Consider the following 25,354-nt stretch of genomic DNA (forward strand, 5'->3'; position numbering starts at 1 on the left):
CAGGGGTGAGCGGTATTGACGCACAATGCCGCGCCTACCACGTCGGACACCAGCCGGCCGCGCTCAGCTCCGGCCGAGTCGACCGTCATCGTATGCGCGCGCAAGTGTTTCGTGTTCCGATCCGTGAACACGGCATCGGGTTCCGCACCCAGACCTCGGGAAAAGGATCGCGCGTGGCCACAACGCCGCAGCTATTGAACAAGGATCCTGGCTCCGCAGGACCGTCACATGTTCGATTCCCCCATGCATCACCTCGCCATTCGACGACCTCGCGTCGGCCTCGTCTACCGTGATCAGACCACCGTCGTCCCGAGCGGCAGATCACCTCGACGCAGTGGAGTACCCCGTCGTGCTGACGGAACAGCCGTGCTCTTCTGATGCCCCGCGGTTGACGGATCCCGTGTCGGGGTTGCGATGCCCGGGACCCTTCTGGTTCCTCCCCTCCCCTACAGAAAGGGCTCTGGCGTGTCCGTATCGCCGAGACGAACGCACCGGCAGAGCAGCTGTCGTCTGAACGGACGGCGCGACCCGGATCCTTTCCGAAACCTGCCGGCACTGGGGGTCCGTGCCGCGTCCATCAACAGATCGGGCACCGAACGCCGCGGCGGGTTCGGTGCCGGCAGTTCCCTCTCGACCCGCGATCCGCTGCGGACAACCACCCCGACGGACCCGAGCCGCGAGCCTCTCATTCGGCCCAGAACGCCGAGTAGCGCACGCGGTCGAGAGCGAGTCGGGGACAGTGCCACGTCGAACCCTCAGATCGGGACGGCGCCGAGTAGTGCCCGACATTCATTTTCGAAAATAGACGCCGAATATCGTCCTCGGCCGTGGACAGCCGCTCTCGACGCACCGAAAATAAAATTCGAGTCGCTGCGCGATCACGGACCGGTGATGTGGTGAAATAAACCACATCGATACCCACCGAAGGAAGGAGCCGGAACTTACCGACGAGTAATAAGTAAATAACTCACAGGGCAGTACAAGACAAAACCCCCTAACGGGGGCTTGTCCTTCGAGAATCTTTCCACCAGGTTCATCGAGTTGTAGTGCAGCTAACCGTGTGTTCAGTTCTCACCACTGTTGGCGCTCGACATGGAACCGAAGTTGCCGCTTCGCTCCAAGTACTGCTCCCACCAGGGCTTATCGGTGCTCGATAGGTCCCGCTTTCTTGGAGGGACATACCGTGCTTGGTACGTCTCAGGGTAACTCATGCCCTGACACAGATACAACAACTTCCACAACGACACGCCGCGAATTTTCCGCACCAGCCGCTCGGGAGGCCGCAACTCAACAATCCCCCACTTCCCATGACCTCGCCTATTTTGATGCAATAAATCGCGCACAAGAAAACGTGGCGCGAGTCGAGAAAATCAATATCGAAAGCGACCAACGCGGTCGAACCTGGTCAATTCCGGTACCACCGGAAATGCAGTCGACCACCCCCGTCTGGTCTGGACGAGCAATCTGGCAACGCCAAGTCCGAGAAATTCTGAATAGCGACGCCGGCATTCAAATATGCCGGCGCCACAGCATCGACCCAGAACGCGTCTTCGCCGTCGCGGTATGCATGGCCGCCGTAGCCGACCAGCGCACCGGCCGCCGCGTCACCGCATCACGGGAGACCCTCGCCGAGCGAGCCGGCGTCTCGATCACTGTCCTCAAGCGTGCACGGCGCGTTCTGTCCGAACTGGGGATGGCTCACGAGATGGTCCGGGGCCGATTCCTACGCACCATCGAACAGTGGGCCGCCGAAGCCCATCACGGACGTAAACAAGTGAAGGCGACAAGCGTCTGGGCCCTGACCTCCCCCAGATCCGTCGTGATTCGCGTTACCTCCGCTGGCTCGCCCACGGACACTCCGCCCTCTACACGCGTCGGGAACGCCTCACGCGACCCCCGCACCCCTACCCCACCGATTCATCCACAATCCCGCACCGGTGGCCCCCAATCTCTTGGTGTTGTTTTATGTAGTTCTACTTCCGTCAGGAAGTACAAGACAACGCGCGCGCGAACGCACGCGGCCGGAGCTTCCGCTTCCCGCAACGCGAATCCTCGACCAATTCAGCTTCAGAAGGCCGCTGCCGAGCTAATTTCCCTTGCCCCATCCTTGGATACCGGAAGGCATATCGGATCCGTCTGCGACGCACTCAGGGACCATTGCGTCGATACGACTCGCTGGACAGGGCGCGATATCGCGAGAACCCTCAACGAAGACACCAGGCTTCGTGGCTGGACCTGGCCTGAACGGGGCTCGCTTAGGCACCCCATCAGGTTCTTGCGCTGGCGCCTGGCACGCATCGATTGGTCCGGCCCCTCCCCCTCCGAACGCGCCCGCGAGGCCAAGTTGGAGCGGGACCTGGAACGCCGGCGAGCCGCCGTGGCGGCGTCCGACCGCGACATGCGAATCGCCTCTACAAGCACGCGGGTGTCGGTCATGAATCAGATTCGAGAAGCCCTCTCCCGCAGGCGAAGCAATCCCTCCGGTAGCGCTGTGAGGTAGGCGCGCTCCCCGTCCGACGGAAACACGGGAGACTCCCCTCCCCCACCGGCTCGTCGTTGGCGGTGTTCGTGACAGCGAGATGCGTGTCATGGCTGTTTACCGCGGTAAACAGCCATGACACGCGGTGCTTCTGACATACCCAGAATGATCGCGCGTGTCCACACGACCTCCGCGTGGTTTACCGCGGTAAACCACGCCGACGAAGTGTGGTCGCGACGAACCGCCGGAACCCCGTTACATCCGTGTGAGTGCCCAAGCGGCCCATCCTCAGTGATCGCCGTGGACTGGGAGCTGCATGGGCGGCTCCTGTCGATGAACGCCGACCGCTCCCCTGGGGCTCGTGGTTTACCGCGGTAAACCACGAGCCCCAGGCTTGCTATTGCTTCGGGCAACGGCCAGATCGTCATCCGTGTTTACCGCGGTAAACACGGTTTCGGATCGTTGCCGTGACGCGGAGAGCCGTGAGCTATCGACGACTCTGGCTTGACGGTAGTCGCCTGCAGCGGCGGTGCTCACGGAGATACTTCCCGCGAGCACCGATCGAGTTGGCGTGGGATCCGCTCAGCAGGTCGTAGCGCTATGCGCCAGCCTTGGGGTGCCTACGTGAACTGATCGGTTCAATCCAGTGCTGCGGTTTACCGCGGTAAACCGCAGCAGGTGCACCACTCGATGACTCTCGTCGGATACCGAGTGTCGCGTCGAGTCGCCGGTATGCGATCGAGCGCGTTTACCGCATCTCGTTTACCGCGGTAAACGCGCTGAGGAGATCGCTGCGGTGACATCGAATCACCACATGTGCGCTGGCAATCCCGATCGTTTCGGGGCCTGACCGCGATTCCCTCCGTTGTTTACCGCGGTAAACCGGCAGTACGTGCCGTACGTGACGCTGCAACGGAAGATTCGAGCTGATGAACGACCGGTCCGATGTGGCGTGTGGCTCACCGGTTTACCGCGGTAAACGCGGTGGGCTGCCTGGAGATGATCGAGAGCGTCGATGTTGGCGGTGATTCATCATCGCGCCGGAGCGCGTAGCCGGATCGTGTTTACCGCGGTAAACGGAAGGGGTGGTATCTGCGTTTTCAGTGCGACGGAAGGAGTTGCCTCGCCGAGGACGGCGTGACCCGGCCGCGCAGGAGCGATGCAGGAGGGCTGGTTTACCGCGGTAAACCGGCCCGGGGTCACAGTCTCACGCCCGCCTCCGTCGAAGGGACGGGGAACTCGGTAATAACCCGCCGAACTCTTGGCTTCGAGAACTAGCAGGCTGCTCCGGCTGACGTTGTTTACCGCGGTAAACAGCTGTAGGTCAGCCCGCTGACATTGCATTCGCTGGGAATGGCGGCTGTTAGCACCCCGTCGTCGGCGTCAGGCGACGCCTGCACCAGCACCGCACACCCGGACCGGTTTACCGCGGTAAACCGGGATCGCGCCGAAGGGTAGCCCTTTTGCTCCGGCCGTCAGAGTGGTTGTAGCCGAGGAAGTGCACCGTGCGGCTCGGTTTACCGCGGTAAACATCTCGTGCCGCGAAGAGCTCGGGGCTGGCGTGGAGGCAAGTCTGCGGCGGAGATCCTTCGACATTCTGGAACGGATGGCTCGAGGTGACGTTTACCGCGGTAAACCGGGGGGAGGGGTATCCCTGATCTGTTGTACTCGGAACCGGCGTGCCACGCATGCTGTCGGCGGGAAGGGGACCCGACGCCATAGCCGTGAACCGGTTTACCGCGGTAAACCAGGAAGCATCCTCCGAGGGAAAGATCACCGCCTCAGACTTCCCGGCGCGCCGAACAGGAGGTCGTGATCTCGTTTACCGCGGTAGACCGCGCCGAACACGTCGGAACAGACTCGTCGACATCGGCAGAAGGCTGGTGCCTTCAGGCCGAACATGCCGAGCCATCGACTCGTGTCTCTAGTACCTTGCCGCGCGGAACGCGTGCGGGCCACTGGACGTCGATGCGCGTGCACGAGGCTAGGCGGAGATCCCATCGTGGAACGGGCGCGACCAAGTCTTCCCCTGGTTTACCGCGGTAAACCAGGGGAGTGGTGTGCCTAAGCGGCAGCCCTTGAGTGGGGAATCCCCACGTTTCACCGACACCAGAAGCCGACACCAGAATGCGATGCCTGGTGTTGATGGCTCGGTTTACCGCAGTAAACCACTAACACCCGCCGGCCCATGGCGGGGTTCGCCTCGGTCTTCGAAAAGCGCTATACATGTTGACCGCGGTGAACCATGTCGATAATGTCGGCGTTCTTCATCGTCTTCGACAATGGAGCGATGCCACGGATCCTGCCGGCGTAGCTGCTGCCTGTCGGTCTTGCTGGTTTACCGCGGTAAACGGTGGATCGCTCTTCGTGCCCTTGAGATGCTCGCACGAAAACTGCAGCGAGGGCCGTCGCTGAGTCTCGGGTTTACCGCGGTAAACCGGGGGAGTGGCATCCTGGACAGGTCGTCCGGGCACGGTTGGCCCGCAGTTGCAGCGCGAAGGCGATGTCCGCCGCGACGGGCTGGGCGGTTTACCGCGGTAAACCAGTCGCACCTCTTCCCATGTCGCTGCAGTTCCGCGAGACGGGAAGAACCCTGAATGAAAGCCTGGTCCGGGCATCGCTGTCTGCTGGGCACAGGTCCGGCCGGCAAGGTGACGCGAAGTTGAATAGAAGTGGCCTGTCGGTTCTGTAGCGGATTTCTCCGACACGATGGAGCTCGGTGCCGGTGAAGCCCCGGGGGAGTCGCAGCTTCGAACGACCATTGCTACCTCAGTGCAGGACGGGTGGTTTACCGCGGTAAACCACCACAAGGTCGGTCGTCCGGTCGGGGTGGAAAGCGATCGCGCGGGAGGTATCGGACTCGCATTCCGTGATTGCACCGTAGCAGGAAGGTTGCGCGGTCATTTCGGTAGCGGAAGTAGGCATTTCGCGATCGGCCGGGAGTCGATAGGAGTGCTGACTCGCGCCACATATCCGTCACAGTGACGAAACTGGGTGGTGTAATCCGGTGCCGGAAAGTCGGTCGGGGCAGATGTGCGAGACGCGCTTCGCGCGGGTATGCCCGATTCGGAAGGCGACACGCCGAGGGCGCTCAAGAAATCTCGAGAAATTTTGGGCGCCAAGAGGATCGGAACTCAGCGTGGGGGAAGGTCGTCGCGGCCCCACCGTCCGCGCCCAGGACGACTCGACATCCACTCGTCCACGGTCTCGGGAAGCCAGCCGAGCCTGGGCCCGATCTCTGCATCTGCTTGCGGCAGAACACCTTTGCGGAGATAACCCTTCGCGGTGTTGTACGCGATCCCAACACGGTCAGCGAACTCGTGCAACGTCAGGTATCGGACCATGCCCGGGATCATACTGCCCGGTTGCACAATAGACCCACGCGGATCTATTGTGCAGAGCGACGCAATCCACCAAAAAAGGTCTCAAACCCATTACAGTGGAAGCGCAATCGCCACCTCGATCGCAACGTGGTGGTGCAAGTCCGAAGTAGCCCCCTCGGGGGTGAAGCATACGGAGGGTATCCAATGGCTGTGCATGTCATGCTGAATCAAAAGGGCGGGGTCGGAAAATCCACCCTGACAATGAATCTGGCCGCGGTGAAAGCCGACGTCCTCACATCCGGCGACGATGACGACGTGCAGTCCCCGGTCGCGGCGATCTCCGTCGACCCCCAGGGCTCGGCGGTCTGGTGGGCCTCGCGAGTCGAAGAACTCCCGTTCCTGATCGACCAGGTCCACGACAACCTCGAGGTCCTGCGCAACCTCGACAAACTCCCCGGCATCAAACACGTCTACGTCGACACCCCCGGCTGGATCGACCTGTCCGGCAACGACGACGGCACCGACCCCCTCGGGGCTGGCACCTCCGGTGACGCCCTGCGCGCCGTCCTCGATGTCGCCGACCTGGTGATCGTGCCGATCGAACCCGAACCGCTGTGCTTCGACCCGACCGCCCGCACCATCAAGCAGGTCCTCGAACCCCTCGGCAAGAAATTCATTGTCGTGGTGAACAACTGGGACCCGCGGGACGGCAAGGTCGACCTCGACCAGACCCGGGAATTCGTCCAGGCGAACGGCTGGCCCCTCGCCCGCACCGTCGTGCGCCACTACAAGGTGCATACCCGCGCCGCCGCCGAAGGTCGGGTCGTCACCGAGTACGAAACCAACCGGGTCTCCCTCCAGGCCCGCGAAGACTTCTACAAACTCAGCCTCGAACTCGCGGACGGCGGCCGCTGATGGCCCCCAAGGGAGGGCGCGCGAACTTCGCCTCGCTGGTCGGCGCAGTCGGAGACAACTCACCGGTCGACCGCAAGCGAACCGTGAGCCCCAAGCCCATCACCACCGAGCCCGTCGACGGCCAGTTCCTGGCCGATGTGCCGGTCGCCGAGCTCGTCGCCAACCCGCGCAATCCCCGCGACGAGGTCGGCGACCTCTCCGATCTGTCCACCATCACAGATCGGCAGCTGCAACCCGGCACGGCCGTCAGCCGGGCCGCGTGGCTCAAACTGTGGCCCGAAGACGAAGCCGAGATCGGCACCGCCAAGTACATCGTCGTCAACGGAAACCGACGCCTCGCGGCCGCCGTCAAGTACGGCCGCCCCGGTCTCGATGTCGTCGTCCGAGACAGCATCGCCGTCAACAAGGGGGAGATCCTCTGGGCGGCGACCAGCGAGAACATCGACCGCCGCGACTTCGACGTCCTCGAAGAAGCCAAGGCCGTCGAGCTGATGGTGGCCGAGTTCGGCAGTGCCGACGCCGCCGCGACCAAACTCGGACGCTCCAAGGGATGGGTGTCCCAGCGCCGCGCACTGCTCAAACTCGCACCGGAACTCCAAGCGGCGCTGCGCGCCGGCGATCTCGCGATCCGGCACGCCCGCTCGCTCGCCAAGGTGCCCCTCGAGGAACAGGTCGCAGCATGGGAAGCCGCGCAGAACCCGGAGTCGGACAAGTCCACAGCCGACCCCGGACCGGCCGACTCCCAGCCGAATACGCCCACGAAGGACGATCCGGACGAGTCGGCGCCGATCGAACCCGCCGACAAAGTGGTGCAGGCACTGAAGAAGTTGTCCGTCGACCCGGCTGTCCTCGCCGCCGCCGTGCGCAAGCACTACTCCAACGACGAACAACGCGCCCTCATCGACGCTCTCGGTCTCCGCTAACCGATTTGCGTTCGTGGACAAGATGATTCCGCAACCAGCCGGACCCCCACCGGCTGGTTGCGGGACACCATGCCGCGACCCACTCCCATCCGGCACCTTCGATCACCGTCCGCGCACCTCACACGGCCACACCCTCATGCGAATCCCAGCGGAGCCCCGATGAGCCGAAACAACGAACAGTTCACGCTCTTCGATGTCGAACCCGAACCCGACACCGAACACACCGACGTGCCCGCCCCACCCGATGCCTCGACACCCGGCGAATCGGATCGGGTAGAGGACGACGTAGTCGACCACAATCGCACCGAAACCCACGCCACGACCGATCCGGCCCCCGACGACACCGGCACCGACACAGACCCCGACAGCGACCAAACAAGCGACGACACCCAGCCGAACACAGAAAACACCGACGACCCGAAACCCTGGGAATCCCTCCCCACCGGCACGGACGCCGACGGACACGCCCTCATCGTCACCGCCGAAGCCACCTACAGTCCCTCCGGCGCCCGACTCACCGGCCCCGTCGACACCATCGAGAAACTGGACAAGCTGATCCACTGGGCAGCCCTGACCCCACACGGTCTCACCGCCCAGGTGTGGTTCGTCGGCATCGACTCCTGCGCCCGACTCGGCTGGACGATCGACCCCGGCAGCGAAGACGACGTCGACGACCTCGAACAGCTGCGCCGCCGCGCCGCCTCGGACCTGACCCAGGCCGTCGCCGCGACGCTGCCGCCGCTCATCGCCGCCGGCTGGGAGCTGCGCGGCGATCCCGGCTTCGTCGTGCACCTCAAACGTCAGCTCGGCAAGGCCACCCAAATGGTCGACCTCATCCTCGAACCGTACGTATGGACGTACTGGAACAAGGACTTTGGCTGGGGTAACCGAGTCGGGGATATGGGCATCCTCGGCTCGCCGACCGCCGGCACCTACCTGCCCGACGAGGACCTGCCCGCCGCCCGCGAGCTCGGCCGCCGCCTGGCCTGGTCCGCCAAACACCTCGGCACCCTGCCCGGCCCCACCCCGGCCCGCACCGGTGCCGCGATTCTCGACAAGATCCGCCGCGAACGCACCCAGACAGGGAAGGGCATCGTGGTGACCGCCGCCGGTCCGGTCCCACCGATCGACGGCGCCCCCCGCGGCGATCTCGAACCTGCCGCCGGTTGGTCCCGGATTCCCGATGACGACGATCTCGACGGGGTGACCCGGCTGGTCACCATCGACCAGCGCGCTGCCTACCTGGCCTCGGCCGGGATGCTCTCGTTCGGCTACGGCCGCGTGCGCAACCTGAGCGGTGCCGATGTCGCGGCCGCCGCCGCGGTCGACAAGCCGGCGTTCGGGATCTGGCGCGTGACCCTGCCCGCCGCCGGCCAGTACGCCCTGCCGGACAAGCTCCCGCTGCCGCACCCAGCGATGCTGCACGACCAGCCGGTGCGGACCTGGATCACCACCGTCAGCCTGGAAGGACTGTGCGCGCCGATCGCCGACGGCGGAATGGGCCTGGACATCGACGACCTCGACGTCACCGACGCCTGGGTCTACGAGGAACAGGGCCGGGCCCTAGACAAGTGGGCGAAGATCCTGCGCGAGGCCCGCACCGTCGCGGTCGAGACCGGGGATGTGGCGATGAAGCGGTTCCTCGGCGCCTGCTACAAGGGGTACGTGGGTCGGATGGTCAACCCCGACATGTGGACCGCCAGCCGGATGCAGCATCACCACCAGCCGTTGTGGCGGGCGGCGATCATGGCGCACTGCCGGTGGCGCGGGCGCCGGGTGGCGATGCGCATCGCCCGCGAGACCGGACGGTGGCCGATCCGTACCATGACCGACTCCTGGGTGTATCTGCTGGGAGAGGGGCAGGACATCGCCGACGACAGTGCCGCCCTCGGCAAGATGACCCTCGAGAAGCAGGTGGAGCTGACCGACGAGATGATCCTGGCGTTTGCGGCCGCCGAAACCACCCACGAGGTTCGGCTCGCGATCGCCGCGGCCTACGGCACCGACACCGACGAGGAGCAGTAGATGGCGCTGCACCTGCCCAAGCCGCGCTCGAAATCCGTGCCGCAGAAAACCACCGGTCTCGACGGCATGCGCGTCACGGTCGCGGCCGCCGCGGCCGAAGGCATCGCCAAGGCGCAGGAAACCAGCCGCGGCCTGGCGGGGCTGACCGCGAGGGTCTCGGTCCGGCAGCTGCGCAGCGAGATCGGGAACGACGGGTTGCGCCAAGCCGCGATCGATGCCGGCCGCACCCCGCCCTCGGACCGGACGCTGCGCCGCTGGGCGCAGCAGGGCCGTATTCCCCATCCTGAGGTCGCTGAGTTGGCGCAGCGCCGCGCCGCGATCCAACGCCTCGGCGGCGTCAACGCCGTGGCGCAGCAGATCGGTCGCGCCCCCTCGTCGGTGCGTAAGTACATGTCGGGCAAGACCAACGAGCTGCGCAACGACGCGAAGTCCAAACTCAACGCCGCGAAAGCGACGGACACCATGCGCAAGGCCGGTGTCTTCCGGCCGGACGGGACACCGAGGGTCGCCACGATCCGGGTCACCGGCCGGGTGCACGTCCGCAACGGCGACGAAGTCGGATACGACTACCGCACCCGCACACTGGACTTCGGCAACTCCGACGTCCCGTTCAGCGCCGAGGAATCACGGGAGATCGCCGCAGCCCTGGCGAACGACGACCAGGCCCGCGTGGTGGCGATCCTCGAACGCCACGCCACCCTCGACTACCCGGAGAACAAGGGATTCGACGTGTACGGGGACCAGTTCGGATTCCACTTCGACGCCATCGACAAGCTCGACGTCACGTGGCACTGAGTAGTCCACCGGCGGCCACACAAAACCCACCACCTGGCGTCCCGCGTTCCTGACACGATCCGATTGAGCGCCATCGTGCTGTTCAAGGCCCGCGAACAGGTTCACAAACGTCACTTGCTCGACTGCTCGCTGCCCAATGGCGATCTCGGCGGTGTCTCGCACCGCAGAACGGTGCCGTGGACGATCCCGGGGATATCCATCTAGCGTTCCAACCTCATACTCCGGACACGGAATGTCCGGATCCTCGTTCGGCTGACACTTTCGGAGGAGATGAGATGCACATGCCGATAATGTGGCCGCCCGGGCCCGTCCATACATGGGATACGGAATCACTGGAACGTTTCGTCGCAGACGTCGAGCGCGGCATGGCGGTCCGGGTAGCAGCCGACGGGCGTTTCCTGACGCTCTCCGAAGCCCACGCCGAGTTGCTGCGGCGGCAGCGGAAGCGGCAGCGCCAGCGCGACGTCGAAGCGTGACCTTCCGCCGGCCGACCCCCGGGACTCCCACACATCGGCGATCCGGCCGATGCGGGATCGGTCGTCGAACACCCCCCATCGTCGTTGAACTCGACGAACACCGAGCACCCGGTCCGTCCCCGCTACCCTTGAACATCGGCGCAGCATGGACTATTGAGAGGACATGATGCCCGATGTTCCGCCGCCGCGGCTCCCTGCAGATGTGACGGCCCTCGTCGGACGAGGCACCGAAACCACTGAGATCCGGCGACTGCTTGCTCACTCGAGGCTGGTGACCCTCACCGGTATCGGTGGTGTGGGCAAATCGCGTCTCGCGGTGCACGTCGGCCGGAAAGCCGAGCGCGGCTTCGCGGATCACGCAACGCTCGTCGAGCTGGCCGAGGTCGCCGACCCGGCACTGGTAGCGATGACGGTGGCCCAGGTTGTCGGAGCCCCGGTTCACCAGTCGGATGTGGTGGCGACTTTGGTCGATTATCTGCGCGGGCGCGAGATGCTGATGGTCCTCGACAACTGTGAGCATCTGCTCGACGAAACCGCGATCCTGGTACGGAACCTCCTGTCCGCTTGCCCTGGGCTGCGGATCCTTGCCACCAGCCGCGAACCGTTGCGTGTCACCGGTGAACACATCTTCAAGGTCGAGCCGCTTCCGGTCCACGTCTCGCGCAGCGGCCGGGGCTCCGATGACGTACGCCCGGAGGCCATGCGGTTGTTCGAGGAACGGGCCACGGCTGCGGCGCCGGATTTCCGGATCACCGCCGACAACGAGCGTACGGTGGAGGAACTGTGCCGTCGGCTCGATGGGTTGCCGTTGGCGATCGAGCTCGCGGCTGGACGGATGCGGGCACTGTCACCCCGCGAATTGCTGGTTCGTCTGGACGACCACCACCGGCTTCTCAGCCTGGGCGACCGTTCCGCTGCCCCCCGCCATCAGTCGTTGTGGGCAACCCTGGACTGGAGTTACGACCTGTGCTCGAAGCACGAGAGGCTTCTGTGGGAACGCATGTCGATCTTCACCGGCTCCATCTACCTGAACGCCGCCGAGTGTGTCTGCAGCGACGACGATCTCCCCCGAGAGGTCGTCGTGGAACACATCGCGGCGCTAGTGGACAAATCGATCCTTGTGATGCACAACTCGAGCGACGGACCCACCTATCGCATGCTCGAGACGGTGCGCGAGTACGGATTGCGGAAACTGCGCGAAGATCCGCTCGACGCTGCGGTTGTCGGGCGTTATCGCGCGTACTACCAGCGGCTCGCACGCGAGTTCGACGAGAACTGGTTCGGGCCCGGCCAGGAGGAAATGGTCGAACGGATGCGTCGGGAACAGGCGAATCTGCGAGCAGTCCTGGATTCGCTGGTTTCCGACCCCGAGGGAGGGCGCGCCGCGCTCGGCATGAGTTCGGCGCTTTTCTGGTATTGGCTCGGATGCGGACAGCAACGGGAGGGACGGCACTGGCTGGACCGGTGCCTGGCGCTCGACGACAATGCTGGACCCGAACGTGCAGCAGCGTTGTGGGCCAACGGCTATCTCGCGATAGCCGAAGGTAAGGCCGTCGTCGCGCTCGATCTGCTTCGTGGCAGTCAGGACGCCGCTCGGCAAGCAGGAGACGCGATCGGACTCGCTCACGCGACCCACATACGCGGCATTGCCGAGCACAACCTCGGCAACCCATCGCTGGGCATGACCTTGATCGAGGAGGGCATGGCGATGGAGTCGGAGAACGGGACATCTGCGCAGCAGGTCCTCGCGATGGAGCACCTGGGGTGGGCTCTGTGTCACCGGCAGGAGCCCGAACGGGCTCTCGCGGTGCTCGAACAAGGGCTTCACCTATGCAAAGAACTAGGCGAGCGGTGGTCGCTGTCGTGGGTTCTCACATTCACGGGACTGGCGCACTGGATGCGCGGAGACGCTGCGGCCGCGGCACGCGCGTTGAGGGAGGCGCTCGCGGTCAAACGACCCTTCCACGACGTGCTGGGTATCGCTGTGGTTGTGGAGTTGCTCTCCTGGGTTGCGTGCGCCGAAGGTGATGCCGTGCGCTCGGCGCGGCTTCTGGGGGCGGTGCGTCGGATGTGGGAGCCGCTGGGGATCTACCCGGGTGGGTTCGAACTGCGATCCTGGAGCAGCCGTACGGAAGCTGATGTCCGAAAGGTGCTTGGAGAGAAGGAGTTCGAATATCAATTCGAGGAGGGCGCGAGGATGGAGGTGGATCGCACGATCGACTACGCGCTCGGTGAGGAGTCCTCGGACGAGGCGGAACTCTCGTCCGAGGACGCGCTCCTCGCCCTCCTTACGCCCCGCGAGACGCAGATCGCCCAGCTGCTTGCCCAGGGGCTCACGAACAAACAGATAGCACAGACACTGGTGATCGCCCTGCGCACCGTGGACAGCCATGTCGAACACATCTTCACCAAGTTCGGTGTCAATTCGCGGACACAGGTCGCGGTCCTGCTGGCCACACAGCGGCGTTGAACGAGCTAGTACACCGTGCGGGAACGGTTGGCCAGCACGCCCGTTCGTCGCCGCGCCGCGATTGACGCGGCGCCGTCGATACCGGCGAGGAGCATCCCCGATTCGGCGCCCAGGCGCGCCACGACGGCACCCGAGGGATCCGCAACGAGGGACCGCCCGATCCCGGTGGGAGCGTCGGGCCGGACCGCGACACCGGCCGTACGCGGGTCGGCCTGATCACATCCGAGTACCCAACACCCAGAGTCGAGGGCCCGTGCCCGTACCAACACGTCCCATTGGTCGGCTTTCCCGTCGCCGGCTCCCCAGGACGTCGGTACCAGTACCGCGCTCGCGCCGTCCTCGGCCAACCGCTGGAACAGAGCGGGAAAGCGGATGTCATAACAGGTGGCGACGCCGAGTACCAGACCGTCGACGGTGACCGTGACACATTCGCTGCCGGGTGCCACGGTGTCCGATTCGCGGTATCCGAACGCATCGTAGAGGTGGATTTTGTCATAGCCGAAATGCTGACCGAGACCGGTAATGATCACGGTGTTGCGGACGCGGGCACCGTCGGGGGTGAACATGCCGGCCACGACGAGCACATCGTGCTCGTCCGCGATGGCGGCGACCGCACAGGCCCACGGTCCATCGATCGGTTCGGCGACCGCGCCGAGTTCGGTCCCGAAGTGCGCCATGGTGGCCTCCGGGAACACCACAACCCTGGCGCCGGCGCGGGCGGCATGTCCGACCTCGGCGCGGACCGTGGCAAGGTTGCGGTCCGGATCGCCGGTCGACGCGATCTGGCACAACGCTATCTGCAAGGTGTCGTTCATGATCAGCTGTCCTGTCCTACCCGCGGAATCCATCCCGGGCGGCTGAGCAGGTAGCGCACCATTCGCGGTGGAATGGTCAGGGTCGATTCGATGTCGCCGGCATCCGGTGGCAAGTGGGTGCGGATCTGCGAATGTGCGCCGGCCTGTATCTTGTCCACCCATTCCGGGTCGACGAGCGCCGCACGTCCGATCGCGACCAGGTCGGCACCGGCAGTGAGGGCGGTCCGGGCGTCGTCCAGGGTGCGTATGCCCCCGCTGGCGACCACGGCGCTATGCCCGTCCACCGCCTCGGCGATCGCCTCGATCGGATTACGTGACTCCACCTGCTGTCGGCTCTTCGTCCAGTCCCGGTCTTCCGGCTGTGGCGAGTTGCGGCGGAAGTTGTCCATGGAGATGTGGATGTAGTCCATGCCCTCGGCGGCCAGTCGATCGGCCAACCTCGCGGCGTCGTCAAGTGTGTACCCGCCCGTTTCGGATTCGAACGGTGTGATCCGGAACCCGACGGTCACTGCGTCGCCGACAGTTTCGCGCACGACGCGGGCGACGGAGAGCGGGAATCGCATCCGTGCCTCGAGGTTGCCACCCCACAGGTCGGTGCGGCGGTTGGCTCGCGGGGAGAAGAACTGATGGATCAGATAGTGGTTGGCGCCGTGGATTTCGATGCCGTCGAAGCCCGCCTTCACTCCGTAGGCCGCCGCCTGTCCGAACGCGGCGAGGAGACCCTCGATCTCGTCGTCGCGGAGCGCTCTGGGTGTGCGGGCATCGGGTCGGGCGGACGGCACAGCGGAGGGGCCACGCAAGGCGTCGGGTCCGATCAGTTCGGGTAGCGCGATTCGACCACCGTCGTATATCTGCAGGATGCCGACGCCACCGTCACCGCGTGCCGCGCGCGCGACCGCTCGCAGACTGTCGAGGTGGAATTCGCCGGACGCACCGATTCCCTGCCATGCCCGCCCGGCAGGATGGACGTAGGCGCAGGAGGTGATCACCGCGCCGAATCCGGTTGCGGCCCGGCGGGAAAGATAGGTCAGCTCGGCCTCGGTGGCCGATCCGTCCGGATGAGAGGAATCGGTTGTCATGGGCGCGAGAAGGAATCGATTTCTGAGTGTGGTACCTGATCTGAGTGTCAGCGGGGACCAAGGATCTGAAGATGAGTGCATTACGGCTCCTGGAAGGTGAAGCGATCGGACGATGCGTCAGTCGACCGCGGGTGGAGTCTGCTGCACGGAATACGACAACGAAATCGACCGGTTCGTGTGAGGATCGCCGAGTTCGACGCTCCAGCCGGCGCTGAACTGGTCGACCTCGGTGCGCATCGGGATGGTGCCGGACATGAGAACGGTGCCGGGCTCGAGCAAGCCGCGTTCCCGCAGTTCGTCCACCCAGTACAGCGGGCTCAGCAGTTCGGCAAGTGTGCCATCCTGGATCACCTGAGTTCCAGTGTCGGTCAGGACCTTACCGGTCAGGGTGAGTTGGTCGATGCGGTCGGCGACATCCGTCAGCCGCCACGCCTGGCGGGCAAGTACATCGGGTGCGGCCTGTTTGCTCCATGCCACGCCGTGTTGCTCGAGATGTCGGTCGGTGTGGTCGCAGGCGGCAGTCAGTAGCAAGTCGTTTGGCTCCGTTCCGCATACCACGAGTGCCCATTCCGCCTCTCCGGAGGTCAGTTCGTGTTGGACGGTCACATCGTCGACCTGCATGGCCAGATACGGCGAAAGTGGGTAGATGCACGGAATTCGCTGCGGTGCAGGAACTCCCAGTTCTGCCAACTCCTCGATATGGGCGGCAACGTCCGCCTGGCTGCGACCGGCGTAACCGGCGTTGAGAAGGGTGTTGACCGTCACTGCAACCTGTTCTCGGTCGGGCAGTTCGAAGGTCAGTAGCGGCATGGGTCGGTCCTCTCTGTGGACGTGGGTATCACGGTGCGGGGTGGGGGAGGGGAGGCCGGCGTCGCTAACCGTGACTCTGTCGTTGCCAATTCGCCTCCTGAGCGAGTTTGGCGATCCCGGCGGCCGCCATACGGATGGCGGGTACCGCGCTCGCGGGCCGGAAGCGGTGCACCGGACCCGAGATGGATACGGCGGCGACGACCGCCCCCGACCAGCCGCGGATGGGTGCAGCGACACAGGTCAGTCCGGACTTCGTCTCCTGTCGGTCATATGCGATACCGAACTGTCGGACGGCGTCGAGATCGCGCGCGAGTTGCAGTGGTGTAGCGATGCTGAAGGAGGTGGCGGGACGCAGATTGTCTGCGACACGGGCGAGTACGTCATTGCTGCTGAATGCCAACAGCGCCTTGCCGACCGCAGTGTTGGTGGCTGGGATCCGACCACCGACGCACGCCGGCGAGTCGACGCTGTTGTGACCGTGGATCTTGTCGACGTACAACGCGTCCTGCCCGGCGAGTACGCACAGATTTACCGTCTCGTGGGTCATCTCGTACAGGTCCAGCAGGTGCGGAAGTGCCACACGGCGCAGATCCTGAGTGTCGGGTCGCTCGGCGAGTACGGACAGCTCGCTCAACCGCGGGCCGGGAGAGTACTCGGTACCGTGCTTGTGCACCATCTCCCACTCGACCAGGACGGTGAGCAGTCGATGGGCGGTGGACTTCGGGAGACGGGCACGGCGTGCGATTTCGGACACCCCCATCCTCGGTCGATTTGGGGTGAAGCTGCTCAGGAGCGCGAGGGCCTTCGCCACCGAGGTGGACGAGTCCCGGTCGGGATGCTCATGGCCGGGGATCAGCTTCATGTTCGCCCCGTTGTTCGGGGAGTGGGCGGGCGGCCGGATCGGTGCAGTGGTGCTGGACGGGATCATGATTGCCTCTCGGTCGCGAGGGCCGACCGCCGGTCGGCGGTCTGGGGCTGTTGTCCGCGGCGACACGCACGATGGCTGTACACGGCCTTTCGGGGCCGGCGTACGCGCTGTGTCTCGCGTTCGACCTGCTCGTCGACTGTAAGAGGGCAGTGGGAACCGTCACATCGGGGGAACTACCGAGAAACTACCGAGACACGTACATGAACACCGGGAGACCGATCGGTATGTTCCGATCCCCGACCGTCAGCACATCAGCCCGACCGAACCCAGGTGGGTGAACTGTGCGGAGATCATTGTCCCTGCCGGCGCCGCCACGGCATCGGTCATTCCACCGGTCATCACGATCCACCCGGCCTCGATTGCGTGTCCGCGCTCGGCAAGAGAATTGGCAGCCAGCGCCAGCGCCTGCGCAGGATGACCCTGTACCGACGCGCCGACACCGACGTCGACGACCCGGCCATCGGACTCCAGCAGGCACGCTTCCAACGGAAGGTGTAGCCCCGCGGGATCGACACCGACCGACCCGGTCGTGAAATATGCCGACGACGCGTTGTCGGCGATCACATCCGGCAGCGTGAAGCGGAAGTCGGCGAACCGGCTGTCGATTACCTCGAGACCGGCGTAGACCCGATCCACCGCCGCGAGTGCGGTAGCGGCGGTGACGCCGGGCCCGACCAGACGCCGTTTCATCACGAACGTGATCTCCGGTTCGATGCGCGGATGGATCAGACGGTCCTGCGGCAGCGGGGCGCCCGGCGGCAGTACCATCGCGTCCGTCAGCCAGGCGGTCAACGGTGCGGACACACCCATTTGACGCTGTTTGGCGACGGACGTCAGCCCCAGCTTCACACCGACCACGCTTTCCCCTCGCTCCACTCGCCGACTCAGCATCTCGTCCTGTACGCGATAGGCCGTTTCGATGTCGAGTTCCGGATACTCGTCGGTGAGCGGTGCCCGGTCGGTACATTCCGCTTCCGCCCGCAACAACAGATCCGCGAGGGTGTCGATCATTCTCAACTGTTCGACAGTGTGATCCGTGTGGTCGATGTGCGATGCCATGTCTACTCCTCGAGTGAATCGCCTTGTGGGAGTTCACCCTGGACTGCCGGGGAGGCGTGTGGAATCTCGACGGTCCGTTGGTTGGAACATCGCCGGATCGTCGGGTCGTTCGGACCATCAGGCGGAACACTGGCATTGCCGTCTGCGGCGCTCCGCACCAGCCTGATGCCCCGACAGTCTGGATTCCGAAAGGGGATACACACTCATGGCTACTGTGGAAATCGACGGTGTCGAAATCCATTACGAGGATCAAGGGCAGGGTGATCCGGTCCTGCTCATCCACGGCGCTGCGGCATCCGGGCGCTGGTTCGGCGATCTCGTGTCGCAGTTGGCCCGTAGGTACAGAATGATCGTGCCGGACTTGCGGGGACTCGGTCGGAGTGCCCGGGTCGCGCCGCTCGAACGCCCGCAGGTCTGGGTGGAGGATCTGTGGCGCCTGCTGGACCTTCTCGGCCTCGATAGGGTGCATGTGGCCGGTGTCTCCCTGGGCTCGCGGATCGCCGGGCGGCTCGTGCTCGACGACGCGGCCCGCGTGCGCACGCTCACGGTGGATGCCCCCATCGTCGGCTTGAGCAACAGTGGGAATGCGTCTCTCAATTCGGTTTTCACCGAAGTCGATCCGGACAGCGATCAGGCGCGCGAATGGCAACAGCTCCACGGGGACGACTGGCGTGATGCCGTGGCGTTCTACGCCGCCACGCGCAGCACCGCCGAGTTCCAGGAATACTTCACCCTCCGGCCGCATCTGTCGGAGATCGACGTTCCCACCCTCGTGTGCCGCGGCGATCTCGACGACTCGATCCACCCGGTCGACGACGCGTTCATCTGGCACAAGCAGGCCCCGAACACCGAACTGTTCATCGCACCCGGGCTGACACAGTCGTCGGTCATGCTGGAACGTCCCGAGTGGTTCGTCACCGAATTCGCGGCCTTCCAGGACCGGTGTGCGACGGTGCCCGCGGGATGAGCACCGTTCTCGTCACCGGCTTCGGGGATTATGCCGAGGAGACCGACAATCCGAGCGGCGCGATCGCGCGCCGCCTCGACGGACGACAGGTCGGCGACCACCGAATCGTCGGGTCCGTGCTACCGGTGAACACTGCCACGGTGGAGTCCGCACTCGTCTCGGCACTCGATCGGGCGCGCCCGGACGTCGTGGTGGTGACAGGGGTGGCTCCTGGCCGCACCGCGCCCGCGCTCGAACGCGTGGCGCTCAACGTTCGGGACTTTCCGATTCCCGACACCGACGGCAGCACGCCGATTGACGAGCCGGTTGTCGTGGGTGGGCCCCCCGCGTATCTGGCCACGCTTCCGGTCAAGGCGGTTATGGATAGCTGGCACCGCGCCGGCCTTCCGGGGTACGTGTCCAACACGGCAGGCACGTACCTGTGCAACCAAACATTCTATCTCGCTCGACATCTCACGGCGGGCACGGAGGTGCGGGCCGGGATGGTGCACATACCGGTGGTTCCAGCTCGGGCTACCGGGGATACGACGCCGCTGCCGTCGATGCCGCTCGCTCTACTCGAACAGGCGGTGCTGGTGGCGATCTCGGTGTCGGCACAGCACGACGGTCCGGACCTGCGTCTCGGTGCGGGCGCGATCAGCTGAGTTGACGGTTAGGGAGAGGGACACCGTGTCGGAGCTGTCGGAGAACTGGGGAAGCCGCACGCTGCAGGTGGACGGAGGTACCGTCCACTACCACGACGTCGGTGTGGGAAAACCCCTGCTGATCAACCCGGCGTTCGGTCCACTGCCGGGCACGACCGGTTGGTTGGTCTATCAGAGGGTCCTCGCCGACCTCGCCACCGATCACCGCTGCATCGTCGTGGATTATCCCAACTTCGGGCGCAGCGGCCCCCGTGAGTTCCACGAACCGGTACACGACCTGTATGTACGCAACGCGGTAGCCGTCCTCGACGAACTCGGTCTCGATGCCGTGACGGTGATCGGTGTGTCAACCGGCGGAACGGTCGGGCTGGACCTCGCGTTGACCGCGCCGGAGCGGGTGACCGGGCTGGTGATCGGTGGCTGCAGTGCCTCCACCGGCGGGGACCCGTATCTGCTCGCCCCGGCCCCCACCGAAGTGGCGCGACTGTTCGACGAATGTCAGAGCGGCCGGCCCGATCGGGATCGCATCGCCCGCCTGCTGCGGGCACTGCTGCACGACACCGCCCTCGTCGACGACGATCTCGTCGACCGGATGTACCGGTGGCGGTGCCGTGAACCCGAACACGCCGAAGCATGGTCCCGCTCGACCAGTGTGCCGCGCGGCAATCTCCATGCGCTGCCGTCGGTCACGGTTCCCATCCTGGTCGTCCACGGCCGGCACGACCGAATGGTGCCGCTCGAGGGCGCGCTTCTGCTGCTGAGCCATCTACCGAATGCGGATCTGGTCGTGCTCAACGAGTGCGGGCACTGGCCGCCGTTCGAACGTCCCCGCGAATTCGTCGCAGCCGTACGGACATTCCTCTCGTTGAGAGAGTGAATTGCTTGCATCCCGGGTGTTCCGGTGGGCGGATCGGAGGCATTGTCGCAACGACATCGAACCTCGAAGCTGGACGCGGACAGCCGGAACCGGGCTCATGTCCCACGGCAGATATTAGGAAGGCAACACGCGATCATGACCGAAATCGTCGGACTCGGGTACCTGGGCCTGTATGCGGAGAAACTGGACGACTGGCGCACATACGGAACTGAAGTTCTTGGGTTGCAGAATGTTTCAGAGAAGATCGGTGTGGAGAGCGACACCGTGCTGCTCCGGGCCGACGAGCAGTCCTGGAGGTTCGCGATCCATCAGGGCGAGACCGGCGGTGCGGCATACATCGGATGGGAGGTCGCGAATCGGCGGGCACTCGACGATCTCGGCGACCGTCTCTCGGCGGCCGGCGTCACCGTCGAGGAGGATCAGGCGTGCGCCCAGGAACGTCGGGTCGAGGGCTTGATCCGATGCGTCGATCCCGACGGCCACCGGCTCGAGTTCTTCTACGGGCCCCACATCCCGAAGTACCCGTTCGTCTCGCCGCGCGGCGTCCGGTTCGTCACCGGCGATCTCGGGTTGGGGCACGTCTTCTTCTTCGTGACCGACCTGGACGCGGCCAAGGAGTTCTATCTCGGCTCACTCGGATTCCGGTTGAGCGACACGATCGAATTCCACGGCCGGAAAGTGCATTTCCTGCACGTCAACCCCCGTCACCACAGCCTTGCGTTCGTGCAGAATGAAGAGTTGGCACCCGCGCTGGGGCACTTCATGCTCGAGGTAGACGACATCGACGACGTCGGGCGCACCCTCGACGAGGTCGACAGCCGCGGAGTCACCCTGACCGAGACGCTGGGGCGGCACACGAACGACCGAGCGATCTCCTTCTTCATGAAGAACCCGTCAGGATCCGAGGTCGAGTACGGCTACGACGGGCGGCTGGTCGACGACACGACCTGGCGAGTGACCAACTACGACGCCACCAGTCTCTGGGGGCACCACCGGGACCGGCCCGACACCGACAGCGAGTCCTGACCCCGAAACACCCATCGCATCTACACGCACAATCGATACGACAGAGATACCGAGATGACCGAAACCTACGTCGTGGTCGGCGCGAGCCTGGCCGGCACACGAGCAGTCGAGACGCTCCGCACCGAGGGATTCGACGGTCGCGTCGTCCTCGTCGGGTCCGAGCATCGTCTCCCGTACGATCGCCCACCACTTTCCAAGGAGCTGATCCTCGGCGGCCGGACACCAGAGGACATCCTGCTCCGTGATCCGGAGTACTACCACAACAACGATATCGAACTGCTCCTCGGGACCCGGGCGACCCATATCGACCCCCACGAGCGCCGTATCCGTCTCGACACCGGGTCGGTGATCCGCGGGGACAAGGTATTGATCTGCACCGGCACGGCACCACGCCGCCCGGACATCCCGGGGATGGAACTCGACGGCGTGCACTTCCTGCGCACCGTCGACGACGCGCTCGCCGTCCGTGACGGTATGCAGGTCGGAGGATCCGTCGTCATCGTCGGCGGCGGGTTGATCGGGATGGAGCTCGCCGCGGCTGCGGTGGCACTCGGAAACACGGTCACCGTGCTCGAGCGTGACGACGCGCTGCTCCGCCGTGCCCTCGGCAGCCGTGTCGGCGATCGGTTGGCACAGTGGCATCGCGACCAGGGGGTGGCCATCCACACGAACGCCGACGTGACGCGCATCGAGGGTGATCATCGGGTTCGTCGGGTGCACACCGCCGACGGCACGGTTGTCGATGCCGACCTGGTCGTGATCGGCATCGGCGTGGTACCGGTGGACGATCTCGCGCGCGACAGCGGCATCGAGGTCGGCAACGGGATCCTTGTCGACGAGTTCGGCGAGACGTCGCTTCCGGGCGTGTTCGCCGCCGGCGATGTGGCGTGCGGTCCCAACGAGTTCGCGGGGGGCCAGGTGCGGCTCGAACACTGGCAGAACGCACAGAACCAGGGCATCGCGACAGCCCGATCGATGCTCGGGCACCGCGAACCCTTCCGTGACGTGCCTTGGTTCTGGTCCGACCAGGGGGAAATCAATGTCCAGGCTGCCGGTCGTGCCCGAGCAGACGACACGGTGATCATTCGGGGCGATCCGGAAGAGATGGACTTCGCCCAGTTCTATCTCCGTGACGGAGCGGTGACCGCGGCGATCGGCGTCAACCGACGGCGGGACATCCGGACCGCCATGACCATGATCGACAAACGGATGCGCCCCGATCCGGCGCTGCTCGCCGACCCGTCCGTGGACCTGCGCACGCTCGACGACGCCCCGTCACCCGCAACCGTCGTACCTCGGTAGGAGTGCATAGGTAGGAGGAGGAAAACCATGGCAAGCACGGAGACTTCGAGAAATGTGGTGCGTGCCTGCGCGGTCACAGATCTCGAACCCGGCAACGTAATCCGAGTCGACACACGTCCACCGATCGCCGTGTACAACATCGACGGCGAGTTCTACGCCACCGCGGACTGGTGCTCGCACGACAAATCGTCGCTCGCCGACGAGGGCTACATCGACGGTGACCAGATCGAGTGCGGCTGGCACTTCGCGAAGTTCTGCATCCGGACAGGAGCGGTCACGGCGCCCCCGGCGACCGTCCCGCTGGCCAGGTACGACGTGGAAGTGATCGACGGCGTGGTCTATGTCGTGCTCGAGGACTGACGTCGCTGTTCGAAAACCCAGAACGAGTGGATCGACCTGGACTGCACAAAGTGAGCGCGGTGCAGGTCGGACACCCACCCAGATGCCGGAAGGCGCATCGTCTTCCGTGCCGAACCCTGAGAGAGATAGGGGAATATCGTGGCCGTTGACGCCGACCATCTGCAATCGCTGGTGAACTGGAAAGAGGGTATCGTCGGACCCGAGATCTTCGTCAGCGACGAAATCTACAAGCTGGAGCAAGAACGCATTTTCGGACGTTCGTGGTTGTTCCTGGCGCACGACAGCATGATCCCGGAGCCCCACGACTTCTTCGCCACCTACATGGGCGGCGACCCGGTGCTGGTGACACGCCAGCCCGACGGCAGCGTCCGAGCGTTCCTCAACGTCTGCCGGCATCGGGGCATGCGGGTCTGCCGTGCCGAGGAGGGCAACACCCGTTCGTTCATGTGCACCTACCACGGGTGGACGTACGACAGCGCCGGCAAGCTCGTCGGCGTGCCGAACCTCGACGACGCGTACTACAACAGGTTGTCGCTCGAGGACAACGGCCTGATCCAGGTGGCCCAAATCGACAGCTACAAGGGGCTGATCTTCGGCAACTTCGACCCAACGGCACCGCCGCTGCACGAGTACCTGGGTGACCTGAAGTACTACATCGACGGCTGGGTCGACCACGCCGAGGGCGGCATCGAGGTTCTTCCCGGGGCGATCAAGTGGACTATCAACGCCAACTGGAAGCTCGCCGCCGAGCAGTTCGCCGGCGACACCTACCACGCCACGACGAGTCACCTGTCGTCGCTGCTGTCGTTCGGGCCCGGTTTCGAGGCCAAGGACGGGGCGCACGTATCGCTGCGTGAAGGCCATGGTGAGAGCTTCCTGTTCGAGCGCCACACCCGGTTCTCGGACGATCCACTGGGCCAGTACAACGAGAACAAGCGCCGCATCGCCCGCGAGCGGGTCGGCGACCGTGCCGACATGGTCGCCAATTTCAATGCTTTCCCGAACTTCGCCGGTCTACCCGGATCGGCCAACATCCGTGTATGGCATCCGAAGGGACCCAACAAGTTCGAAATCTGGTCCTTCACTGTCGTGGAGAAGAACGCGCCGGAGGAGGCGAAGCGAGCCCAGCAGGTTTCCGCGTCGTTCACCGAAGGTGCTGCCGGCGTCGTGGAGACGGACGACGGCGAGAACTGGGGCATGATCGGTGCCATCCTGGAGCAGGGCTACCAGGCGCGGAAGATGGCATGGAACTACGAGATGGGTCTGGGCACCGGCGGCGACCATCCCGAAATGCCGGGCGAGTACTACGACTCGTTCTTCGGTGAGGCGGGGCAGCGCGGATTCTACCGGCGCTGGCTGGAGTTCATGACCAGCGAGACGTGGCCGGTGATCCCGCCGGAGGAACGCGGTGCCGACAGCCGGCCGCAGCCCGCGTCGACCGCCCGGACGGCGGGAGGTGCTCGATGACCGTCGACGCGAATACCGTGACCGCCGGGGAACTCGAACGCGTGGTGCTGCAGCACCGCATCGAGCAATTCCTGTTCACCGAGGCGCAGCTGCTCGACCACTGGCAGTGGGATCGTTGGCTGGAGCTGTTCGCCGACGACATCCTGTACTGGATGCCGGTGCGCAAGAATCGGTTGCGCCGCCAGCGAGACCAGGACGAGGTACCCCGGGGTATCGAGATGGCGCACTTCTACGACGATTTCGATTCGCTGCGCATCCGGGTGAACCAAATGCAGTCGGGCACGCATTGGGCGGAAGATCCGCCGTCACGGTGCCGGCATCTCGTCACGAACGTGCGTGTGTCCCCGAGCGTCGCGAACGACGCGCCGGCCGGCACGCCGCAGGAATACGACGTGTGGTCGAACTTCCTGGTCTACCGCAACCGGCTCGAATCCGAGACCGACATCTGGGCCGGTGAGCGGCGGGACGTGCTGCGGGTCGTCGACGAGGGATTCAAGATCGCCAAGCGCACGATTCTGCTGGACCAGAACGTAGTGCAATCGAAGAATCTGAGCGTGCTGTTCTAGGACCTGCTCGGCTCTCGATGGGCTCCGAGCGTGATGTCTCGGCCGCAT

The 25,354-nt window shown here is 64.9% G+C and carries 20 protein-coding genes; 14 read left to right on the forward strand and 6 right to left on the reverse strand.

Annotation, left to right across the window (positions count from 1 at the left end):
• Window positions 1-6,006: 6,006 nt before the first annotated feature.
• The 5 genes from ACN675_RS04835 to ACN675_RS04855 all read left to right on the forward strand — a co-directional run bounded on the left by ACN675_RS04835 (window position 6,007) and on the right by ACN675_RS04855 (window position 10,664).
• Window positions 6,007-6,717, forward strand: coding sequence for a ParA family protein (locus tag ACN675_RS04835; protein WP_248676482.1), 711 nt, complete (start codon window positions 6,007-6,009; stop codon window positions 6,715-6,717).
• Window positions 6,717-7,640, forward strand: coding sequence for a ParB/RepB/Spo0J family partition protein (locus ACN675_RS04840; protein ID WP_248676483.1), 924 nt, complete (start codon window positions 6,717-6,719; stop codon window positions 7,638-7,640). The genes ACN675_RS04835 and ACN675_RS04840 overlap by 1 nt, the downstream gene beginning before the upstream one ends.
• Before the next feature lie 159 nt (window positions 7,641-7,799).
• Window positions 7,800-9,665, forward strand: a complete 1,866-nt coding sequence (locus tag ACN675_RS04845) for a hypothetical protein (protein WP_248676485.1) — start codon at window positions 7,800-7,802, stop codon at window positions 9,663-9,665.
• Window positions 9,666-10,460: a hypothetical protein gene (locus tag ACN675_RS04850; protein WP_420749782.1), complete on the forward strand. Its 795-nt coding sequence runs from the start codon at window positions 9,666-9,668 to the stop codon at window positions 10,458-10,460. It begins immediately after the preceding gene.
• A gap of 63 nt (window positions 10,461-10,523) precedes the next feature.
• Window positions 10,524-10,664, forward strand: coding sequence for a hypothetical protein (locus ACN675_RS04855; RefSeq protein WP_420749783.1), 141 nt, complete (start codon window positions 10,524-10,526; stop codon window positions 10,662-10,664).
• A gap of 125 nt (window positions 10,665-10,789) precedes the next feature.
• Here ACN675_RS04855 and ACN675_RS04860 read toward each other — a convergent pair whose 3' ends face one another.
• Window positions 10,790-11,008 carry a hypothetical protein gene (locus tag ACN675_RS04860; protein ID WP_420749784.1) on the reverse strand — a complete coding sequence of 73 codons (219 nt, stop codon included), beginning with the start codon at window positions 11,006-11,008 and terminating at the stop codon, window positions 10,790-10,792.
• Between the two features lie 199 nt (window positions 11,009-11,207).
• Between ACN675_RS04860 and ACN675_RS04865 the strand changes: the two genes are divergently transcribed.
• Window positions 11,208-13,406 carry a LuxR C-terminal-related transcriptional regulator gene (locus ACN675_RS04865; RefSeq protein WP_420749785.1) on the forward strand — a complete coding sequence of 733 codons (2,199 nt, stop codon included), beginning with the start codon at window positions 11,208-11,210 and terminating at the stop codon, window positions 13,404-13,406.
• A gap of 5 nt (window positions 13,407-13,411) precedes the next feature.
• On the opposite strand, the gene ACN675_RS04870 is transcribed toward ACN675_RS04865, so the two are convergent.
• The 5 genes from ACN675_RS04870 to ACN675_RS04890 form a co-directional block, all read right to left on the reverse strand.
• Window positions 13,412-14,221 carry a carbon-nitrogen hydrolase family protein gene (locus ACN675_RS04870; RefSeq protein WP_248676490.1) on the reverse strand — a complete coding sequence of 270 codons (810 nt, stop codon included), beginning with the start codon at window positions 14,219-14,221 and terminating at the stop codon, window positions 13,412-13,414.
• Between the two features lie 2 nt (window positions 14,222-14,223).
• Window positions 14,224-15,381: a HisA/HisF-related TIM barrel protein gene (locus ACN675_RS04875; protein ID WP_420749786.1), complete on the reverse strand. Its 1,158-nt coding sequence runs from the start codon at window positions 15,379-15,381 to the stop codon at window positions 14,224-14,226.
• Between the two features lie 36 nt (window positions 15,382-15,417).
• Window positions 15,418-16,065: a DUF2848 domain-containing protein gene (locus tag ACN675_RS04880; RefSeq protein WP_420749787.1), complete on the reverse strand. Its 648-nt coding sequence runs from the start codon at window positions 16,063-16,065 to the stop codon at window positions 15,418-15,420.
• A 109-nt stretch (window positions 16,066-16,174) separates the two neighbouring features.
• Window positions 16,175-17,038, reverse strand: coding sequence for an IclR family transcriptional regulator (locus ACN675_RS04885; protein WP_420749788.1), 864 nt, complete (start codon window positions 17,036-17,038; stop codon window positions 16,175-16,177).
• Between the two features lie 243 nt (window positions 17,039-17,281).
• Window positions 17,282-18,097: a 2-keto-4-pentenoate hydratase gene (locus tag ACN675_RS04890; protein ID WP_420749789.1), complete on the reverse strand. Its 816-nt coding sequence runs from the start codon at window positions 18,095-18,097 to the stop codon at window positions 17,282-17,284.
• Between the two features lie 205 nt (window positions 18,098-18,302).
• On the opposite strand from ACN675_RS04890, the gene ACN675_RS04895 reads away from it, so the two are divergent.
• From ACN675_RS04895 to ACN675_RS04930, 8 genes are all read left to right on the forward strand, one after another.
• Entirely contained in the window at window positions 18,303-19,064 is a 762-nt protein-coding gene (locus ACN675_RS04895; RefSeq protein WP_420749790.1) for an alpha/beta fold hydrolase, read from the forward strand.
• The gene (locus ACN675_RS04900; RefSeq protein WP_420749791.1) at window positions 19,061-19,708 is read left to right on the forward strand and encodes a peptidase C15; all 648 of its coding nucleotides are present in this window, start codon (window positions 19,061-19,063) and stop codon (window positions 19,706-19,708) included. The genes ACN675_RS04895 and ACN675_RS04900 overlap by 4 nt, the downstream gene beginning before the upstream one ends.
• Window positions 19,709-19,733: 25 nt before the next feature.
• Entirely contained in the window at window positions 19,734-20,585 is an 852-nt protein-coding gene (locus ACN675_RS04905) for an alpha/beta fold hydrolase (RefSeq protein ID WP_420749792.1), read from the forward strand.
• A gap of 135 nt (window positions 20,586-20,720) precedes the next feature.
• Window positions 20,721-21,611, forward strand: a complete 891-nt coding sequence (locus ACN675_RS04910) for a VOC family protein (RefSeq protein ID WP_420749793.1) — start codon at window positions 20,721-20,723, stop codon at window positions 21,609-21,611.
• Between the two features lie 54 nt (window positions 21,612-21,665).
• On the forward strand, window positions 21,666-22,913 hold the full coding sequence (locus ACN675_RS04915) for an NAD(P)/FAD-dependent oxidoreductase (protein ID WP_420749794.1): 1,248 nt from the start codon (window positions 21,666-21,668) through the stop codon (window positions 22,911-22,913).
• Window positions 22,914-22,940: 27 nt separating this feature from the next.
• Window positions 22,941-23,273, forward strand: a complete 333-nt coding sequence (locus ACN675_RS04920) for a non-heme iron oxygenase ferredoxin subunit (RefSeq protein WP_420749795.1) — start codon at window positions 22,941-22,943, stop codon at window positions 23,271-23,273.
• A 138-nt stretch (window positions 23,274-23,411) separates the two neighbouring features.
• On the forward strand, window positions 23,412-24,740 hold the full coding sequence (locus ACN675_RS04925; RefSeq protein ID WP_420749796.1) for an aromatic ring-hydroxylating dioxygenase subunit alpha: 1,329 nt from the start codon (window positions 23,412-23,414) through the stop codon (window positions 24,738-24,740).
• Complete coding sequence (locus tag ACN675_RS04930) at window positions 24,737-25,306, forward strand: aromatic-ring-hydroxylating dioxygenase subunit beta (RefSeq protein WP_420749797.1); 570 nt, start codon at window positions 24,737-24,739, stop codon at window positions 25,304-25,306. The genes ACN675_RS04925 and ACN675_RS04930 overlap by 4 nt, the downstream gene beginning before the upstream one ends.
• Window positions 25,307-25,354 lie beyond the last annotated feature (48 nt).

This window comes from Rhodococcus sp. O3, assembly GCF_048897285.1.
In the GTDB taxonomy this organism is placed as follows: domain Bacteria; phylum Actinomycetota; class Actinomycetes; order Mycobacteriales; family Mycobacteriaceae; genus Rhodococcus.

Coding starts and splice junctions, on each gene's coding strand:
- ACN675_RS04890 (WP_420749789.1), bottom strand. CDS start 18,097: ATGGCATCGCACATCGACCACACGGATCACACTGTCGAACAGTTGAGA.
- ACN675_RS04895 (WP_420749790.1), top strand. CDS start 18,303: ATGGCTACTGTGGAAATCGACGGTGTCGAAATCCATTACGAGGATCAA.
- ACN675_RS04845 (WP_248676485.1), top strand. CDS start 7,800: ATGAGCCGAAACAACGAACAGTTCACGCTCTTCGATGTCGAACCCGAA.
- ACN675_RS04930 (WP_420749797.1), top strand. CDS start 24,737: ATGACCGTCGACGCGAATACCGTGACCGCCGGGGAACTCGAACGCGTG.
- ACN675_RS04875 (WP_420749786.1), bottom strand. CDS start 15,381: ATGCACTCATCTTCAGATCCTTGGTCCCCGCTGACACTCAGATCAGGT.
- ACN675_RS04915 (WP_420749794.1), top strand. CDS start 21,666: ATGACCGAAACCTACGTCGTGGTCGGCGCGAGCCTGGCCGGCACACGA.
- ACN675_RS04885 (WP_420749788.1), bottom strand. CDS start 17,038: ATGATCCCGTCCAGCACCACTGCACCGATCCGGCCGCCCGCCCACTCC.
- ACN675_RS04835 (WP_248676482.1), top strand. CDS start 6,007: ATGGCTGTGCATGTCATGCTGAATCAAAAGGGCGGGGTCGGAAAATCC.
- ACN675_RS04840 (WP_248676483.1), top strand. CDS start 6,717: ATGGCCCCCAAGGGAGGGCGCGCGAACTTCGCCTCGCTGGTCGGCGCA.
- ACN675_RS04870 (WP_248676490.1), bottom strand. CDS start 14,221: ATGAACGACACCTTGCAGATAGCGTTGTGCCAGATCGCGTCGACCGGC.
- ACN675_RS04910 (WP_420749793.1), top strand. CDS start 20,721: ATGACCGAAATCGTCGGACTCGGGTACCTGGGCCTGTATGCGGAGAAA.
- ACN675_RS04850 (WP_420749782.1), top strand. CDS start 9,666: ATGGCGCTGCACCTGCCCAAGCCGCGCTCGAAATCCGTGCCGCAGAAA.
- ACN675_RS04920 (WP_420749795.1), top strand. CDS start 22,941: ATGGCAAGCACGGAGACTTCGAGAAATGTGGTGCGTGCCTGCGCGGTC.
- ACN675_RS04900 (WP_420749791.1), top strand. CDS start 19,061: ATGAGCACCGTTCTCGTCACCGGCTTCGGGGATTATGCCGAGGAGACC.